Below are 16207 nucleotides of genomic sequence, written 5' to 3' on the forward strand. Positions count from 1 at the left end.
CCCGTTTCCCCACCGCCCGGGTTCAGTGCCCACTCGTGCCGTTCCCGCCCGCTACTCGGCCCTCCAGCCGAGCCGACCGCTTTTCGGCGCCCGTCGTGTCCCGGATCGTGAGCCTGAGCGCCCCCTCGCGCTTTTCGAGGGTTGCGTAGGTCGGGTCACCGCCCCTGGGATCGGCGTGGCTCCCCGGATTGAGGAGGGCTGGCCCGTCCCCAGTGTGCAGATGCGGTCGATGGGTATGTCCGGAGATCACCAGATCAGCGCCCCGCTCGGCCCCGAAATACGTGAGGCCGGTTTGCCCCCCGCGCTGGGTGTGGGTCACCGCGACCGTGAACGCCCCGGTCGTGAGCGTTCGAGCCGTCGGGAGCCGGTCCTGGACCCCTGGCTTGTCCCGGTTGCCGGCCACGGCGACGAGCGAGGAGGCAACCGACTGAAAGCCATCGAGCACCGCCTCCGTGGTGAAGTCTCCCGCGTGAATCACCCGGTCGGCGCTCCGGACGGCCTCCCGAAGCGAGCCCGTGAGTCCGGGTCGCTCGCTTCGATGTGTATCCGAGACGACCACGATCATGGACGAGGTCGGCGGGCCAGGCACCTGAGAGTTTCCACCGACTCCCGTGGGAAGAGGTTTATACCGGAGTGGGCGTGACTGGGGAACGTGGCAGCCGAGTACGAACGGTTCTTCCCGAAACCCGAGCCCTACCCGAATCAGGCCGAGGCGATGGACGTCATCGCCGACGCCCTGGAGGTCGGCCGGGACGTGCTCTTCGAGGGGGCCCCGGGCACCGGGAAGACCCTCGCCGCCCTGGCACCGTCACTCGCGTACGCGCGGGAACACGACAAGACCGTCGTCATCACGACGAACGTCCACCAGCAGATGCACCAGTTCGTCGAGGAGGCCCGCGAGATCCACGCCGAGACGCCCATCCGGAGTGCCGTGTTCAAGGGCAAATCCTCGATGTGTCACATCGACGTAGGCTACGAGGAGTGTCAGGTCCTGCGGGATACGACCCGGGATCTGGTCGAACTCGAGGAAGAACTCGACGAACTCAAAGATCGCGAACGACGGCTGCTCGATCAGGCCCAGGCCGGCTCGGAGTCGGCGACCGAGAAGCGCCAGTCGGTCCTCGAAGAGATCGAAGCGCTCGAAGAACAGCGGGCGAACCTGGAGGACTCGAACACCTGTGAGCACTACCGGACGAACCTGACCCGGGCGGGGGACGCCTTTGTCTCCTGGCTCTTTGACGACGTGCGCACGCCGACGGAAGTCTATAGCTACGCCGAGCAACAGGGTGTCTGTGGCTACGAGCGCCTCAAAGAGGGGCTGGACGGCGTCGAGTTGGTCGTGGCGAACTACCACCACCTCCTCGATCCGGTCATCCGCAGCCAGTTCTTCCGGTGGCTCGACCGGGACCCCGAGGACGTGATCGCGGTCTTCGATGAGGCACACAACGTCGAGGACGCCGCCCGGGACCACGCCACCAGAACGCTGACCGAGAACACGCTGGCGGAGGCCGCAAACGAGGCCGGGGATGTCGAGGACTCGCGGGCCGACGCTGCACTCCGGATCATCCAACCCTTCCAGGACGCCCTGATCGAGACCTACGAGGCGAATCTGGGGTTCGGCGACCGGGAGCGGGTCGGGTCCACCTGGCAGGACGTGCCGGTCGCGAACGAGACTGGCCGGGACGATCTGACACGGGCGTTCCTCGACCGGTACACCGGCCCCGGGATCAGCACGGATCTGGACGAGGCGCTGAAACTCGGGACGGCTCTGGACGAGGAGTACGAGACGGCCTACCGGGAGGGAGACGCCGACACCCGTCGGGAGTCCCAGACACTCGCTGCGGCGGACTTCATCGAGGGCTACCTGGAAGAGGGCGACGAGACCGGGCAGTACCCCACACTCGGCATCAGACGTGACGAGTCGACGAACGAGGTCTACGGCCGCGCGGAGCTTTTCAACTGCATCCCGCGTGAAGTGACCGAGACGCTCTTCGAGGAGGTTCACGCGACGGTCCTGATGAGCGCGACCCTGCGACCCTTCGACGTGCTCTCGGAGGTCCTCGGACTCGATGACCCCGCCGAACTCGCCTTCGGGCTGACCTTCCCCGAACAGAACCGCCGGACGTTCGCGGTCGACGTGCCGCCGCTTTTCGCCAGCCGGCGGGATGATCCCGGCATCCAGGAGGTCCTCACGGACACCCTCTCGGACGTGGTCCGGTTCACCCCCGGGAACACGCTGCTCTTTTTCCCCAGTTACGCCGAGGCCGAGCGGTACTACGACCGACTCTCGGGGGCACTCGACGCCACGCTCTTCCTCGACGAGCCGGGGGTCGCCGTGGAGGAGAAGCGACAGTCCTTCGTCGAGCGGACGGACGGCGTGCTGTTCACCTCCCTCTGGGGCACGCTCGCGGAGGGGGTCAGCTTCGACGGCGACGACGCCCGGTCGGTCGCGGTCGTCGGCGTCCCGTATCCCCGCCTCGACGAGCGCAGCGAGGCCATCCAGGATGCCTACGACGAGGTGTTCGGCGACCGCGAGCCCGAGGCCGGCTGGCGCTACGCCGTCGAGATCCCCACGGTCAGGAAGACCCGACAGGCACTGGGACGGGTGATCCGATCGCCCTCCGATATCGGCGTCCGGGCGCTCATCGATCGCCGCTACACGCCAGCATCCCGGACACAGCTCCCGGACTACACGGTCAATCCCGACTTCCCGCCCGAGGAACGGGCCGAGCTGATCGACGTCGAGCCGAGCAAGCTGAAGTACGCGATGTTGAACTTCTTCCGGGACCGGGACGCCTGGGACGGACAGCCGCCGACGCCCTGATCAGGCGGGCAGCGAGATCGACTCGACCCGCTCGCTGTGATCGCTGTCGTAGAGTTCGAGCGTGTCGACGGTGAACCGGACCGGCTCGATCTCACGCTCCAAAAGCGAGTCAGCAGCCGTCGCGGGCCCGTCACGGGCCAAGGTAACGTGGGGGGTGTACGTCCCCTGACCCTCCAGCCCCTCGATCGCCCCGAACTCGTCGACGAGCCGCTGGTGGAGCTGGGAGAGGCCGGGGCTCTCGACCGCCAGATAGGCAACCGGGGCGGTCCCGGTCGGTGGCTCGCGAAAGACATCCAGCCCCGTGATTTCGGCCTCGAAGGCGGGCGCCCCGTCGAGGGCCGCTCGGGCCCGCCGGGCGTCCTGCAGATACTCACGCCGGTTTGCCGCCGGGAGCCGTTTGAGTACGAGCGTTCGGCTCCGTGCGGGCCGGATTCGCTCGAAGGACGTGAGCGCGGGTCGAAGCTCACGGGCGAGGTCCCGGACGGCAGGCGGAACCGGGACGTTGACGCTGTACACAGCCGGCGTAGGCATGCGTCGGGTAAAAATTCGCCGGCCTACAGGAGGTCCCGGAGCAGTCGGAGCGCGACCAACCCCAGGACGGCAAAGACCAGCAGGCCGACCGAGAGCCAGATCAACCGCCCGAGCACCCGGACGAACGCCCCCAGGACCACGAATCCCACGACGAACGCCGCCACCGCCAGCAGCACCTTGAGGACCGTCATCGTGTCGAGACCGGACTGATTCATTGGGCGGGCGTATGGGAAGCCGCCTTAAAAATCCGGCCACCGACGCGTGATCGCCTGCCACGCAAAGAGAAGGATTCAAATAGTCCGACTCGATATGAAGACATACGATGTTCCCCCCGAACGCACGGCGTCGCTCGCAGGCCCGTACCCGGGGGCCCCTTCTTTCCGTTTCTCGACGACGAGCGGGGTCTCGCTGACCCCAGAATCATCCACACCGTCCTGATCTGTCGCCACCCGCGAGTTGTTGGGGGATCGTCCGTCGATCAGTGATCGTCGAATTACCAACCCACACCACCATCACAATGACACAGAACACCGTCGTGCTCGCCTTCTCGGGCGGGCTCGACACGACCGTCACCGTCCCGCTGCTGCAAGAAGAGTACGGCTACGACGAAGTCGTCGGCGTCACCGTCGACGTCGGCCAGCCCGAAGCCGAGTTCGAGGAGGCCAAAGCCACCGCCGAGGCACTCGACGTCGAACACTACGTCGTCGACGCCACCGAGGCCTTCGGCGACCTCCTCATGGACGCCGTCAAGGCAAACGCCACCTACGAGGGCTATCCCCTGGGGACCGCCCTGGCCCGGCCGGTCATCGCCGCCACGATCCAGGCGGTCGCCGAGGACATCGGAGCCGAGGGCCTCGCACACGGCTGTACCGGCAAGGGCAACGACCAGCTCCGCTTCGAGGCCGTCTGGCGCCAGTCCGACATGGACGTCATCGCCCCCGTCCGCGAACTCGACCTGACCCGCGAATGGGAGATCGAGTACGCCGAGGAGAAGGGCCTGCCCGTCGACAGCGGCAACGACGGCACCTGGTCGATCGACACGAATCTCTGGAGCCGCTCGATCGAGGGCGGCAACCTTGAGGACCCGGGCTATGTGCCGCCGGAGGACATCTACGCGTGGACCGAGGAGCCGACCGGCGAGACCGAACTGATCGAGATCGAGTTCGAGCAGGGCGTCCCAGTGGCACTCGACGGCGAGGCGATGGACCCGGTCGAACTCATCACGACGCTCAACGAGGTCGCCGGGGCCCACGGCGTCGGCCGGACCGACATGATGGAAGACCGCATCCTCGGGCTGAAAGTCAGGGAGAACTACGAGCACCCCGCGGCGACGACGCTGCTCGCCGCTCACGAAGCCCTGGAGTCGTATGTCTTCACCGCCGAGACGATCCAGTTCAAGCAGACCGTCGACGACGCGTGGGCCGAGAAGGCCTACAAGGGCCTGCTGGCCTCGCCGCTCGTCGACAGTCTGGAGGCGTTCATCGAGGACACCCAGACCGAGGTCACCGGTACGGTCACGATCAAGTTCGAGGGGGGCCAGGCCCGCCCGGTCGCCCGCGAAAGTGACAACGCGGTCTACTCCGAGGCCGCCGCCTCGTTCAACACCCAGGCCGTCATGGGCGACATCGAGCAGGGCGACGCCACCGGCTTTGCGAAGTACCACGGCTTCCAGGACCGCCTCGCGGCCACGATCCAGGCCTCGACTGACGTCTCGGACTTCGCGGCCGACATCGAGACCGACACCTGAGATGACAGAGGACACCGCGGACAGTTCGGTCGTCCGCCGCGATCGCTACAGCGGCGGGCCCGCCCGGGACTTCCTCTCCTCGATGGCCGCAGACACACATATCTTCGCGGCCGACCTGGCCGTGGACCGGGCTCACGTGACCATGCTGGCCGAACAGGGGATCATCCCAGCGGAGACGGCCGGTGAGATCTTCGACGCCCTCGAGGAGATCGAGGCGGCCGGCCACGAGGCACTACCCGACGGCGAGGACGTCCACGAGGCCATCGAGACGGCGGTTATCGAACGTGTCGGGCCCGAGGGCGGCAAGATGCACACCGGGCGCTCGCGCAACGACGAGGTCGCCAGTTGTCTGCGCTTTCAGCTCCGGGCCGACCTGCTGGAGGCACTCGATGCCGTCATCGCCTTTCGCGAGACGCTGCTCTCGGTCGCCGGGGACAACCTGGACACCGTCATGCCGGGGTATACCCACCTGCAGCCGGCCCAGCCGACGACGGTCGCTCACTACCTGGCCTCCTACGAGAGTGCGGCCGCCCGGGACACGGAACGGCTGCTCGATGCCTACGACCGGACCAACCGCTCGCCGCTGGGTGCGGCGGCGCTGGCTGGTACCCCATTCGACGTGGACCGCGAGCGGACCGCCGAACTCTTGGGCTTCGATTCGATCGTCGAGAACAGCCTCGATGCGGTCGCCGGCCGGGACTTCCTCCTGGAAGCCCTGAGCGCGATCGCCGGGCTGACGGTGACCCTCTCGGGGCTCGCGGAGGACTTGATCTTCTACGCGAATCGTGGGTACATTACCCTGGACGACGATTACGCCTCGACCTCCTCGATCATGCCCCAGAAGAAAAACCCCGACTCGCTGGAGCTGGTCCGGGCGACCGCCGGGGACGCCGCCGGGGCATTGCAGGGGCTCATGACGACCATCACCGGGCTCCCGCGGGCGTACAACCGCGACCTCCAGCGGGCCACGCCCCACGTCTGGGAGCCGGTGGCAGATATCACGGAGGCGACCGAAGTCGCGGCCGGAGCGGTTGGCACCCTGGACTGGAACGAGGCGGTGCTCGAAGACGCGGCCGGCGAGGGGTTCTCGACGGCCACGGGGATCGCCGATCGGCTGGCGATGAGCGGGCTCCCGTTCCGCACGGCCCACGAGATCGTCGCGACGACCGCCCAGACACTCGAATCGGCGGGCGAACTCGACGACGGGGCCCCGGACGAGGCGGCCACCATCGAGGCGCTCGCGGCGGCCACCGAAGCGACGACCGGGTCGGAACTAGAGACCTACGTCGACCGCGAGGAACTCACGGCGCTGCTCGATCCCGCCGCGAGCGTGGCCGCCAGGGACTCCCGCGGCGGTCCCGCGCCATCGCAGGTCGAACAGGCACTCGCGGACGCCCGGTCGGAAGTCGAAGCCGACCGGCGGGCCGTGACGAAACACCAGGCGGCCATCGACGCCGCCGAACAGGCACGCATGGAGGTCGATTTCCGATGACTGTGCGAGGATCTGGTCGACGGGTGTGACCCACCCGCTCACCCACCTATCATTTCAAACATACGATACTCCGAATCGGAGTTCCGGTTCGACGGTGGCGTTTACGTGCGTAGCGACGGGTGCAGTTAGTATATTATTATTGATAAGTTCGGAACGCTTAAGGTAATCAGTGTCCTACGGGAGATTGCAATGACAGTCTGCCCGGAATGCGGGGCCGAGGTGACCCTGCACGACTCGATCGAAGTCGGAGAGATCGTCGATTGTTCGACCTGTGGGACCGAACTCGAAGTAGTCGAGGAGAATCCGCCGGTTCTCGAACGGGCCCCCGAGCTCGACGAGGACTGGGGGGAGTAAGCGTGAAAGTCGGCCTCCTCTACTCGCGGATCCGCACGGACGAGAAGCTCCTGCTGGAGGAGCTCCGCGAGCGCGGCCACGACGTGGTCAAGATCGACGTTCGGGACCAGCAATTTGGCCTCTCCGGGTCGAGTGTCGACGCCGCGGAGCTGGACATCGTCGTCGACCGGTGTGTCGCCACCAGCCGGTCGATGTACGTCACGGAGTTTTTCGAGTCCTACGGCGTCCCCATCGTGAACCCGCCGGACGTGGCCAGCACCTGCTCGGACAAGGTCAAGACCAGTCTCGCCCTAGAGGAGGCCGGGATTCCGACCCCGGACACCCGGGTCGCGTTCACGCGGGAGGCCGCCCTGGAGGCCATCCAGGACTTTGGCTACCCAGTCGTGCTCAAGCCCGTCGTGGGGTCCTGGGGCCGGCTGATGGCCCGCATCGAGGACGAGCACGCCGCCGAGGCGATCCTCGAACACAAGGAGACCCTGGGCCACTACGAGCACAAGATCTTCTACATCCAGGAGTTCGTCGACAAGCCGGGGCGTGACCTCCGCGTGCTCGCCCTGGACGGGGAGCCGGTCGCCGGGATGGTCCGGTCGGCCGATCACTGGATCACGAACGCCCACCGCGGGGCCGAGACCGAAGTCCTGGAGATCACCCCCGAGATCGAGGATCTGGTCCGGCGGGCCAGCGACGCGGTCGGCGGTGGCCTGCTCGGGGTCGACCTCATGGAGACCGAGGACGGCTACACGATCCACGAGATCAACCACACCGTCGAATACAAGGCCTTGGCCGATGCAGTCGAGACGGACATCGTCGCCGAGGTCGTCGACTGGCTCGAGGAGAAAGCCGCGAAAAGCGAGAACGACGTCGCGGCCACCGCCTAGGGAGTCGGGTGCTATTTGTAGCGGGACCGTCTGGGTTGGCCCGATGACAGACCTTTCACTTTCGGGTCCGGTTCCCGAGGTCGCCGAGGACGGCGTCTGGCTCGCGTGTATCGAGTGTGGGGAGACCTACGCACCCTTCGAGGAGCCGACCTACGAATGTGACGCCTGTGGCTCGCTCTTGGAAGTTCGGTACGACGAGTACCACGACTTCGATTCCGTTGCCGGCGAGGGCGTCTGGCGATACGCCCCCGCGCTGCCCGTGGACGACGGTGTCACGATCGAGGAGGGCAACACGCCGCTCTACGAGGCCCCCTCGATCGAGGCCGCGGTTGACGTGGCCGACCTCCGGATCAAACACGAGGGCATGAATCCCACAGGGAGTTTCAAAGACCGGGGGATGACCGTGGGCGTCCGGGTCGCCGAGCGAATCGGTGTCGGGCGACTGGCGTGTGCCAGTACCGGGAACACAAGCGCTGCGCTCTCGGCCTACGGCGCCCGGGCGAACAAGGAGACCCTGGTCTTGCTCCCCGAGGGCAACGTTGCGGCCGGCAAACTGGCCCAGGCGAGTCTTCACGGGGCGACGATGCTCGAAGTCGAGGGCAACTTCGATGACTGTCTAGACATCGTCTCGGAGCTGGCCGACCGGGGGGAGGTGTACCTGCTCAACTCGCTGAACCCCTTCCGGCTGGAGGGCCAGAAAACGATCGGCCTGGAGATTATCGAGCAGTTCCGCGACCAGACTGGGTCGCTTCCCGACCGGATCGTGCTCCCGGTTGGCAACGCCGGGAACACCGCCGCGCTCCACAAGGCCTTCCGCGAACTCGTCGCGGCCGGCGCGATCGAGGAAGCGGAAGTGCCGACCCTCACCGGCGTGCAGGCCGCCGGCGCGGCTCCGATGGTCGAGGCCATCGAGAACGGCTGGGATTCTGTTACCCGCTGGGAGGACGTCGAGACCCGCGCGACGGCCATCCGGATCGGCGAACCGGTCAACGCGCCGAAGGCCATCCCCGCCATCCGGCAGACCGGCGGCACTGCTGTCGCAGTCGAGGACGAGGAGATCACCGCGGCCCAGCGCGAGTTGGCTCAGGACGGCATCGGCGTCGAACCCGCCAGCGCGGCCTCGGTGGCCGGGCTGCGGAAACTCCGGGAAGCAGGCGAGATCACGGCCGACGAGCAGGTCGTCTGTCTGACGACCGGGCACCTTCTCAAGGATCCGGATGCCGCAGCCGAGGCCGGAAACGACCCCACAACGGTCCCGAACGACGTCGACGCCGTGCTGGACGCGGCCGGGGACTGATCAGGGAGAGACCCGCAGTTCGCTCGGGTCGTTCACCGTCTGCCCGTCAAGAAACGAGTCGAGTGGCCCCGTGACAGTCTCGGGCCGGGCGAGGAACGCGTCGTGGCCGTAGTCATCGACGATCTTTTCGAAGGTGACCTCGGCCCCCGCCGCCTCGAAGGCGGCGGCGATTTCTCGCCCCTGTTCGACCGTGAACTGCCAGTCGCCGGTGTAGCTCAGGACCAGGATCGACCCGTCGAAGTCGGCGACGGCGTCTGTAGCGGATCCCTGGCCGGCCGCCAGGTCGTACTCGTCCATCGCCCGCAGCAGGTAGAGATAGCTGTTCGCGTCGAAACGGTCGACGAACGTGCTCGCATTGTAATCGAGGTAGGAGGCGACGTCCCGGTAGGGGAAGGCCTCGGCTGTGGGGTCGGCGACGCCCGCGATCACCCGGTCGGCCGCCCGCCGACCGAAGCGGTTCTCCATCGAGTCCTTCGAGAGGTACTGGACGTGGCCGATACGGCGGGCCAGCCCCAGGCCGTCGGTGGGGCCGGGGCTGCCGTAGTAGGCCCCGCCCTGGAAGTCCGGGTCCTGGGTGATCGCCCGCCTGGCGATGGAATCCAGGGCCAGGTTCTGAGTGTCGACCCGCGGGGCCGTCGCGATGGCCGCAATGCGCTCGACCCGCTCGGGGTAGGTCCGGGCCCACTCGATGGCGTTCATCCCGCCGACGCTCCCGCCGACGACGGCATACAGCGTCTCGATCCCGAGTTCGTCGAGGAGACGTGCCTGGGCGCGCACCCAGTCGGTGATGGTGACCGCCGGGAAGTCCGGGCCGTAGGGCTCGCCGTCCGGGCCAATCGAAGCGGGTCCGGTCGTGCCATAACAGGACCCTGGCACGTTCGCGACGACGACGAAGAAGTTCTCGGTGTCCACCGGCCGCCCGGGGCCGACCACCTCGCTCCACCAGCCAGCGGCCTGGCCGTCGATTCCCTCGGGGCCGGAGCCGGTGACATACTGGCTGCCGGTCAGCGCGTGGGCGACGAGCACTGGGGGGTCCGCCGGGTCGCCGAAGGTCTCGTAGGCCACGTCGAGGTCGACCTGGCCGCCCCGCTCGAACTCGAATGCCCCGACGGAGACCTGGTTTGTCGGCTCGGCGATCGGGCCGCCGTCGGTGGCGGGGTGTTCACCTGTCATGTCTATCACGCATATTCCAAATCGGGTATATTACTCCTACGTAATCCGACGTTTGTAAGTGTTGCTATTGGTGAGACTCGGTTCGGGCCCGAAAACGTTCACATGCCCCGGGTTAAAACGACACAGTATGTTCCACGTCCGGCGGGTCCTCGAATTCACCCCGCGGCGGATGGCAGGCGGGTACGCCGTCTTCGGGAGCCTGTGGGTCCTGCTCTCGGATCGGATCGTGTTCGCGACCGTCGCGACCGAGAGCACGCTCGCGCTGGTGCAGACGATCAAGGGCTGGGCTTTCGTGGGGCTCTCAGCGGCGCTCATCCTCGGGCTCACGCGTGTTCGTGAGCGACAGTTCGAGGACTCCAGACGTCGGGCGATCACGGCGAGCCAGCAGCTCCAGGTGCTCCACCGGATCTTCAGACACAACGTCCGCAACGACATCACCGTCATTCAGGGCTACAGCCAGTTGCTCCAGGAGCAATTCGCGACGAACCGAGCGGCGGGGTGGCTCGAAGAAATCAGGGAGACCGCCGGGCAGGTCATCGACACGAGCGAGAAGCTCCGGATCGTCTCGGAGGTCGAGGTCACCGAGGACCGAGATGTCGTCGATCTAGTCGCGATCGTCGATAGAGAACTGGGACGATTTCAGTCACAGTTCCCCGGCGTCGAGGTATCGCGGGACCTCCCCGAGCGCCTGCCCGTCCAGGCCGACCCCTCGATTCAGTACGCCATCAGGGAGGCCCTGGAGAACGCGATGGAGCATCATCCCGATCCACCCGCCGAGCGCCAGGTCAGTGTTGCCGGCGACACGTCGATCGGAGCGGCCACGATCGAGATCACCGACAACGGGCCGGGCATCCCGTTTGATGAGATCGAGCCGATCGAATCCGGCGACGAGAGCCAACTGAGCCACGGCAGCGGCGTGGGCCTCTGGCTCATCGCCTGGATCTGCCAGACCTACGGCGGCCGCGTCGATTTCGAACCCGCTGACGGGACGACAGTCGCCCTCTCCTTCGAGCGAGCCGACCCGATCGAGGAGGCGACCGACAGGCTGTCCCGCGAACTGACTCCCGACCTGGCCTGGTGAGCGAAAGTGACACACTCCGGCCGACCGAACGCCCCCATATGTCAGCCCCGGACCCGCCCCCGGACAATCCCTACGTCGAGAATCCCGACCTGGACTTCGAGCCGATCGAAGCCCTGGACGAGGCCCAGGCGGCCGCACAGGCCGAGGCCCTCCGGGACGCCATTCGCTATCACGACCGACGGTACTACGTCGAGGCCGACCCCGTGATCGCCGATCGAGCCTACGATCGACTGTTCGAGCGGCTCCAGGCACTCGAATCCGCCTTCGATCTCCAGACGCCCGACAGCCCCACGCGACGGGTGGGCGGGGAGCCACTCGACGAACTCGGCACCGTCGAACACGTCGTACCCATGCTCTCGATCGACTCCGGGGGCGAGCCAGCGGCCGTCCGCGAGTTCGACACCCGCGTTCGTCGAACCGTCACCGACCCCGAGTACGTCTGTGAGCCCAAGTTCGACGGGCTCTCGATCGAAGTGATCTACGAGGACGGCGTCTATCAGCGGGCGGCGACCCGTGGCGACGGCCAGACCGGCGAGGACGTGACCGAGAACGTGGCGACCATCGATTCGGTGCCCCTGCGACTCAGGGGGGATCCACCCGCGTTTCTCGCGGTCCGGGGCGAGATCTACATCCCGCGCCCGGATTTTCAGGCCTACAACCGGGAGCGGGTCGAGCGCGGCGAGGACCCCTTCGCGAACCCCCGAAACGCGGCGGCTGGAACCCTCCGGCAACTCGATCCCAGCGTCACGGCCGAGCGACCGCTTTCCTGGTTTGCCTACGACGTGCTCGCGGCTGGGCCGACCGCCGAGGCCTTCGAGGCCGCCGACGCCTCGACCGGCCCCGTCCCGGAGACCGGGCTCGAAACCCACGCCGACGAGCACGCGGCCCTCGAGGACTGGGGCTTTCCCGTCAACGACCGCTTCGAGGTGCAGACCGACATCGAGGGAGCGATCGCGTATCGCGATCGGCTGCTCGCGGCCCGCGAGGAGTTGCCCTACGAGATCGACGGCGCGGTCATCAAGGTCAACGACCGGGCGGCCTGTGCGAGACTGGGCACGACCGCGCGGCACTACCGCTGGGCCTTCGCCTACAAGTTCCCGGCCCGGGCCGAAGAGACGACCATCACGGACATCGTCGTCCAGGTGGGTCGCACCGGCCGGCTCACGCCGGTCGCACTGCTCGAACCCGTCGACGTCGGCGGCGTCACGGTCTCGCGAGCGACACTCCACAACCAATCGGAGATCGAGGCCATGGGCGTGGCTGTCGGGGACGAGGTCCGAATCGAGCGGGCCGGGGACGTGATCCCCTACGTGAGCGAGGTGATCGAGTCCCACAGCGAGGGGCACTTCACGTTCCCCGAGACCTGCCCGGCCTGTGGCAGTCCGGTCGAGCGGGACGGCCCACGGCACTTCTGCACCGGCGGGCTCACCTGCCCGGCCCAGCTCGTCGCCGGGGTCGCCTACTTCGGGAGCGAGGACGGACTGGACATCGAGGGACTGGGCGAGGAGACCGCCCGGGAGTTCGTCGAACGAGGGCTGATCGAACAGGACGTGGCCGATCTCTACGATCTCACCGTCGAGGATCTCGTGGCGCTGGATGGGTGGGGCGAGCGCTCGGCGACGAACCTGCTCGCGGAACTCGACGCCTCGAAGCACCCACCACTCCCCGATTTCCTCGCGGCGATCGGGATTCCGACGGTCGGCCCGACCCTGGCCCGAGATCTCGCCAGGCACTTCGAGACGCTCGATGCCGTGATGGAAGCCACACGGAGCGACTACCAGGCCGTCGAGGGCGTGGGCGAGACCGTCGCCGAGCGGATCAGTGAGTTCTTCGAAAACGAGGGGAACCGGCGAGTCATCGAACGGCTGCGCGAGCGGGGCGTCGACCCGGAACCGATGACCGAGGCCGGGGGCGACGAACTGGCCGGTTTCACCGTCGTCTTCACCGGCAGCGTCGAGGGCTGGACCCGGGACGAGTTACAGGCACTGGTGGAGGACCACGGCGGATCGGCGACCAGCAGCGTCTCGGGTAACACCGATTACCTCGTCACCGGATCGAATCCCGGCCAGTCCAAGACCCAGGATGCGGCCGCAAACGACGTCGAAATCCTCGATCCCGAGGCCTTCTTCGACCTGCTGTCCTCGCGAGGGATCGACGTGGGTGATCGGTGATGGGCGGCGAAGGGGGCTGGCAAGCCGATCCCGGGGCGCTTTGCTACGCCGGCGAGGAAATCGAAGAACACGTCACGACCCGGGAGGGTGCCATTTCCGTGACCAGTCACCGCGTGCTGGTGTTCACCCCGGACGGCGAGGGTTCGAATTTCCAGGCCATCGAGCGACCGAACGTCACGGGCATCTCGAAGTCGGCGGGCGGGGCCACGCGTTTTCTACTCACGAGCGCAAAGTGGCTGCTCGTGGGGCTCGTCCTCGCCGTCGCCGGCTGGCTGCTCGATTTCGAGGGGGTGCTGGGCCCGGTCTCGGTGGGGGAAAGCGCCGGCCAGGTCGGCGTCGACTGGATCGGCGGCCTGTTTTCGTTTTTCACCACCGCCTTTGCGCTCCTCGATGATCTCCTGCTCGTCGGTGGGGTGGGGGCGCTCGTCGTCGGTCTCGCGCTTCTGGGCTGGTACTGGCACACCCGGGCCGAGACGATCCGGATCGAGGTCGCCGGCGAGGAGGCGGTAGAGCTACCTGGGGCCGGGGTTTCAGATGCGGCGGTCCAAACCCTCGATCGGGCGCTCGAACCCCCGGGAGCGGTCGATTCAAATCCGTCCAACCGATAGGGCCGGCTATGCAGACCGGGGCGGTTCGCGAACGGGCGGCGACGCTGTCCCGCGAACCCGGCGTCTACCAGTTCCTCGACGGCGATCGGGTGCTCTACGTGGGGAAGGCCGTGGACCTGCGGGACCGGGTTCGATCCTACGCCGACCCCCGCAGCGAGCGGGTCCGGGAGATGGTTCGCCGCGCGGCGTCCATCGACGTGGCGGTCACCGACACCGAGACCCAGGCGCTGTTGCTCGAAGCGAACCTCATCAAGCGCCATCAGCCCCGGTACAACGTCCGGCTGAAAGACGACAAGTCCTATCCGCTCGTTCAGCTGACCGATCACCGCTTCCCACGGATCGAGATCACTCGCGACCCGGACCCCGGCGCGACCGCCTATGGGCCCTACACCGACAAGGGACAACTCGAAACGGTACAGAAAGCCATCCGCGAAGTCGCCGGGCTCCGGGGCTGTTCGGACCACAAGTTTCAGAACCGCGACCGGCCCTGTCTCGATCACGACATGGGCCTGTGTGCGGCCCCCTGCACCGGGGAGATCGACGCGGCGACCTACGCGGACCGCGTCGAGCTAGCGACTCGGTTTTTCGACGGCGAGACCGGTGCGCTGGCCGAGCCGCTCCGTGCGGAGATGGAAACGGCGGCCAACGAGCAGGCCTTCGAACGGGCGGCCCATCTTCGGGATCGCCTGGATGTCGTCCAGGCCTTCCACGGAACGGGCGGGGACGCCGTCATCGACACTGGTGGCTCCAGGATCGTCGACGTGCTCGGTGTCGCCGTCGAAGGGGACGGCGCGACGGTGGCCCGACTCCACAGCGAGGGCGGCAAGCTAGTCGATCGGGACCGACACCGCGTGCAGACCCCGGCGCGGGGCGATGGCGTCCCGGCCATCCTGGCTGCCTTCGTGGCCCAGTTCTACGCCGAACGGGCGCTGCCCGACACGCTGTTGCTGCCCGAACCGCCCGAAAGCGACGACCTGGAGGCCTGGCTGGAAGCCGAGGGGGTCGAACTTCGGGTCCCCGGGGCGGGACGGGAGTCCCGGCTGATCGACCTCGCGATGAAAAACGCCCACCAGGGCCCGGATCGGGACGGTGCGGCCCGCGCCCTGGGGGACACGCTGGGCATCGACCCGCCGCGGCGGATCGAGGGCTTCGACGTGAGCCACGCGGACGGTCGCGAGGTCGTGGGCAGCGACGTGGTCTTCGTCGACGGCCAGCCGGCGAAAACGGACTACCGGCGGAAGAAACTCCCCGAGCGCAACGACGACTACGCGAACATGGACGCGTTGCTCACCTGGCGGGCCGAGCGCGCGTTGGAAGGACGGGACGAGCGAGCCGACCCGGATCTGTTGGTCATCGACGGGGGGCGAGGCCAACTCGACGCGGCCCAGGCGGCGATCGAGGCTGCTGGCTGGTCGGTCCCGGTCGTCTCACTGGCGAAAGCCGAGGAGATCGTTCACACGCCCGATCGACAGTTCGACTGGGATCACGACGCGACCCATCTGCACCTCCTCCAGCGCGTTCGCGACGAGGCCCATCGCTTTGCCGTGCAGTACCATCAGACGCTGCGGGACGACGTTTCGACGGTCCTGGAGTCCGTCGAGGGGATCGGGCCGGCCCGGCGAAAACGGCTCTTCAGGCGCTTTGGCAGCGTCGAGGGCATCCGGGCGGCCTCCGAGGCCGAGTTGCTGGCGGTCCCCGGCATCGGGGCCGAGACGGCCGCCCAGCTCAGGCGTCGGTTGTGAACTGGCCCGCTTCGAGTTCGACCTCGTGGATCTCCAGGGTGGGGTGGCGCTCGAACATCTCCCGTGGGGCGTCCCGGTCGTGGGCTCGCTCGAACGCCTCGCTCTCGGTCCAGGCCTGGTAGGCCGACAGTGACTCCCAGTAGCTCATCGAGACGAAAGTCTCGGTGTCCTCGGTGGCGGGACTGAGTAGTTGGAAGTGGTGAAAACCCGGCTGGGACTCGACTTCGCCGCGACGCTCGCTGAAGCGTTCGACGAACTCATCCTCGTAGCCCGGGGCGATCTCGAAGCGGTTCTGGACGACGATCATAC

The 16207-nt window shown here is 67.3% G+C and carries 15 protein-coding genes; 10 read left to right on the forward strand and 5 right to left on the reverse strand.

Annotated features, from left to right (window positions below):
* Positions 1-22: 22 nt before the first annotated feature.
* Positions 23-565, reverse strand: a complete 543-nt coding sequence (locus HSR6_RS10630; protein ID WP_070365851.1) for a metallophosphoesterase — start codon at positions 563-565, stop codon at positions 23-25.
* An 87-nt stretch (positions 566-652) separates the two neighbouring features.
* On the opposite strand from HSR6_RS10630, the gene HSR6_RS10635 reads away from it, so the two are divergent.
* Positions 653-2824, forward strand: a complete 2172-nt coding sequence (locus HSR6_RS10635; protein WP_071933589.1) for an ATP-dependent DNA helicase — start codon at positions 653-655, stop codon at positions 2822-2824.
* On the opposite strand, the gene HSR6_RS10640 is transcribed toward HSR6_RS10635, so the two are convergent.
* Entirely contained in the window at positions 2825-3340 is a 516-nt protein-coding gene (locus HSR6_RS10640; protein WP_071933590.1) for a 2'-5' RNA ligase family protein, read from the reverse strand.
* 38 nt (positions 3341-3378) lie between these two features.
* A complete protein-coding gene (locus tag HSR6_RS10645) occupies positions 3379-3570 on the reverse strand; it encodes a hypothetical protein (protein WP_070365854.1) in 192 nt (63 codons plus the stop codon).
* Between the two features lie 302 nt (positions 3571-3872).
* On the opposite strand from HSR6_RS10645, the gene HSR6_RS10650 reads away from it, so the two are divergent.
* The 5 genes from HSR6_RS10650 (at position 3873) to thrC (ending at position 9123) form a co-directional block, all read left to right on the forward strand.
* Positions 3873-5102, forward strand: a complete 1230-nt coding sequence (locus HSR6_RS10650) for an argininosuccinate synthase (protein ID WP_070365855.1) — start codon at positions 3873-3875, stop codon at positions 5100-5102.
* 1 nt (position 5103) lies between these two features.
* On the forward strand, positions 5104-6594 hold the full coding sequence (gene argH / locus HSR6_RS10655) for an argininosuccinate lyase (protein ID WP_071933591.1): 1491 nt from the start codon (positions 5104-5106) through the stop codon (positions 6592-6594).
* A gap of 189 nt (positions 6595-6783) precedes the next feature.
* The gene (lysW, locus tag HSR6_RS10660) at positions 6784-6948 is read left to right on the forward strand and encodes a lysine biosynthesis protein LysW (RefSeq protein WP_070365857.1); all 165 of its coding nucleotides are present in this window, start codon (positions 6784-6786) and stop codon (positions 6946-6948) included.
* Positions 6949-6950: 2 nt separating this feature from the next.
* Positions 6951-7826, forward strand: coding sequence for a lysine biosynthesis protein LysX (gene lysX, locus HSR6_RS10665; RefSeq protein ID WP_070365858.1), 876 nt, complete (start codon positions 6951-6953; stop codon positions 7824-7826).
* 43 nt (positions 7827-7869) lie between these two features.
* Complete coding sequence (gene thrC, locus HSR6_RS10670; RefSeq protein ID WP_071933592.1) at positions 7870-9123, forward strand: threonine synthase; 1254 nt, start codon at positions 7870-7872, stop codon at positions 9121-9123.
* On the opposite strand, the gene metX is transcribed toward thrC, so the two are convergent.
* Positions 9124-10296 carry a homoserine O-acetyltransferase MetX gene (gene metX, locus HSR6_RS10675; protein WP_071933593.1) on the reverse strand — a complete coding sequence of 391 codons (1173 nt, stop codon included), beginning with the start codon at positions 10294-10296 and terminating at the stop codon, positions 9124-9126.
* Positions 10297-10423: 127 nt separating this feature from the next.
* Between metX and HSR6_RS10680 the strand changes: the two genes are divergently transcribed.
* The 4 genes from HSR6_RS10680 to HSR6_RS10695 are packed head-to-tail and all read left to right on the forward strand — an operon-like array spanning position 10424 to position 15898.
* Positions 10424-11377, forward strand: coding sequence for a sensor histidine kinase (locus HSR6_RS10680; RefSeq protein WP_071933594.1), 954 nt, complete (start codon positions 10424-10426; stop codon positions 11375-11377).
* A gap of 38 nt (positions 11378-11415) precedes the next feature.
* Positions 11416-13548, forward strand: a complete 2133-nt coding sequence (ligA, locus tag HSR6_RS10685; RefSeq protein WP_071933595.1) for an NAD-dependent DNA ligase LigA — start codon at positions 11416-11418, stop codon at positions 13546-13548.
* Positions 13548-14156, forward strand: a complete 609-nt coding sequence (locus tag HSR6_RS10690; RefSeq protein ID WP_071933596.1) for a hypothetical protein — start codon at positions 13548-13550, stop codon at positions 14154-14156. Before ligA ends, HSR6_RS10690 begins: the two co-directional genes overlap by 1 nt.
* 8 nt (positions 14157-14164) lie before the next feature.
* Positions 14165-15898 (forward strand): excinuclease ABC subunit C, encoded by a 1734-nt coding sequence (locus HSR6_RS10695; protein ID WP_070365864.1) that lies wholly within the window; start codon positions 14165-14167, stop codon positions 15896-15898.
* Here the strand turns inward: HSR6_RS10695 and HSR6_RS10700 are convergent.
* On the reverse strand, positions 15882-16205 hold the full coding sequence (locus HSR6_RS10700) for an antibiotic biosynthesis monooxygenase family protein (protein WP_071933597.1): 324 nt from the start codon (positions 16203-16205) through the stop codon (positions 15882-15884). The genes HSR6_RS10695 and HSR6_RS10700 overlap by 17 nt on opposite strands.
* Positions 16206-16207: the final 2 nt, after the last annotated feature.

It is taken from the genome of Halodesulfurarchaeum formicicum (assembly GCF_001886955.1).
GTDB lineage: Archaea > Halobacteriota > Halobacteria > Halobacteriales > Halobacteriaceae > Halodesulfurarchaeum > Halodesulfurarchaeum formicicum.

Excerpts from the sequence above, each read along its gene's own strand:
- HSR6_RS10690 (WP_071933596.1), top strand. The coding sequence starts at position 13,548 with ATGGGCGGCGAAGGGGGCTGGCAAGCCGATCCCGGGGCGCTTTGCTAC.
- HSR6_RS10645 (WP_070365854.1), bottom strand. The coding sequence starts at position 3,570 with ATGAATCAGTCCGGTCTCGACACGATGACGGTCCTCAAGGTGCTGCTG.
- HSR6_RS10700 (WP_071933597.1), bottom strand. The coding sequence starts at position 16,205 with ATGATCGTCGTCCAGAACCGCTTCGAGATCGCCCCGGGCTACGAGGAT.
- argH (WP_071933591.1), top strand. The coding sequence starts at position 5,104 with ATGACAGAGGACACCGCGGACAGTTCGGTCGTCCGCCGCGATCGCTAC.
- lysW (WP_070365857.1), top strand. The coding sequence starts at position 6,784 with ATGACAGTCTGCCCGGAATGCGGGGCCGAGGTGACCCTGCACGACTCG.
- thrC (WP_071933592.1), top strand. The coding sequence starts at position 7,870 with ATGACAGACCTTTCACTTTCGGGTCCGGTTCCCGAGGTCGCCGAGGAC.
- ligA (WP_071933595.1), top strand. The coding sequence starts at position 11,416 with ATGTCAGCCCCGGACCCGCCCCCGGACAATCCCTACGTCGAGAATCCC.
- HSR6_RS10630 (WP_070365851.1), bottom strand. The coding sequence starts at position 565 with ATGATCGTGGTCGTCTCGGATACACATCGAAGCGAGCGACCCGGACTC.
- HSR6_RS10695 (WP_070365864.1), top strand. The coding sequence starts at position 14,165 with ATGCAGACCGGGGCGGTTCGCGAACGGGCGGCGACGCTGTCCCGCGAA.
- HSR6_RS10680 (WP_071933594.1), top strand. The coding sequence starts at position 10,424 with ATGTTCCACGTCCGGCGGGTCCTCGAATTCACCCCGCGGCGGATGGCA.
- metX (WP_071933593.1), bottom strand. The coding sequence starts at position 10,296 with ATGACAGGTGAACACCCCGCCACCGACGGCGGCCCGATCGCCGAGCCG.
- HSR6_RS10650 (WP_070365855.1), top strand. The coding sequence starts at position 3,873 with ATGACACAGAACACCGTCGTGCTCGCCTTCTCGGGCGGGCTCGACACG.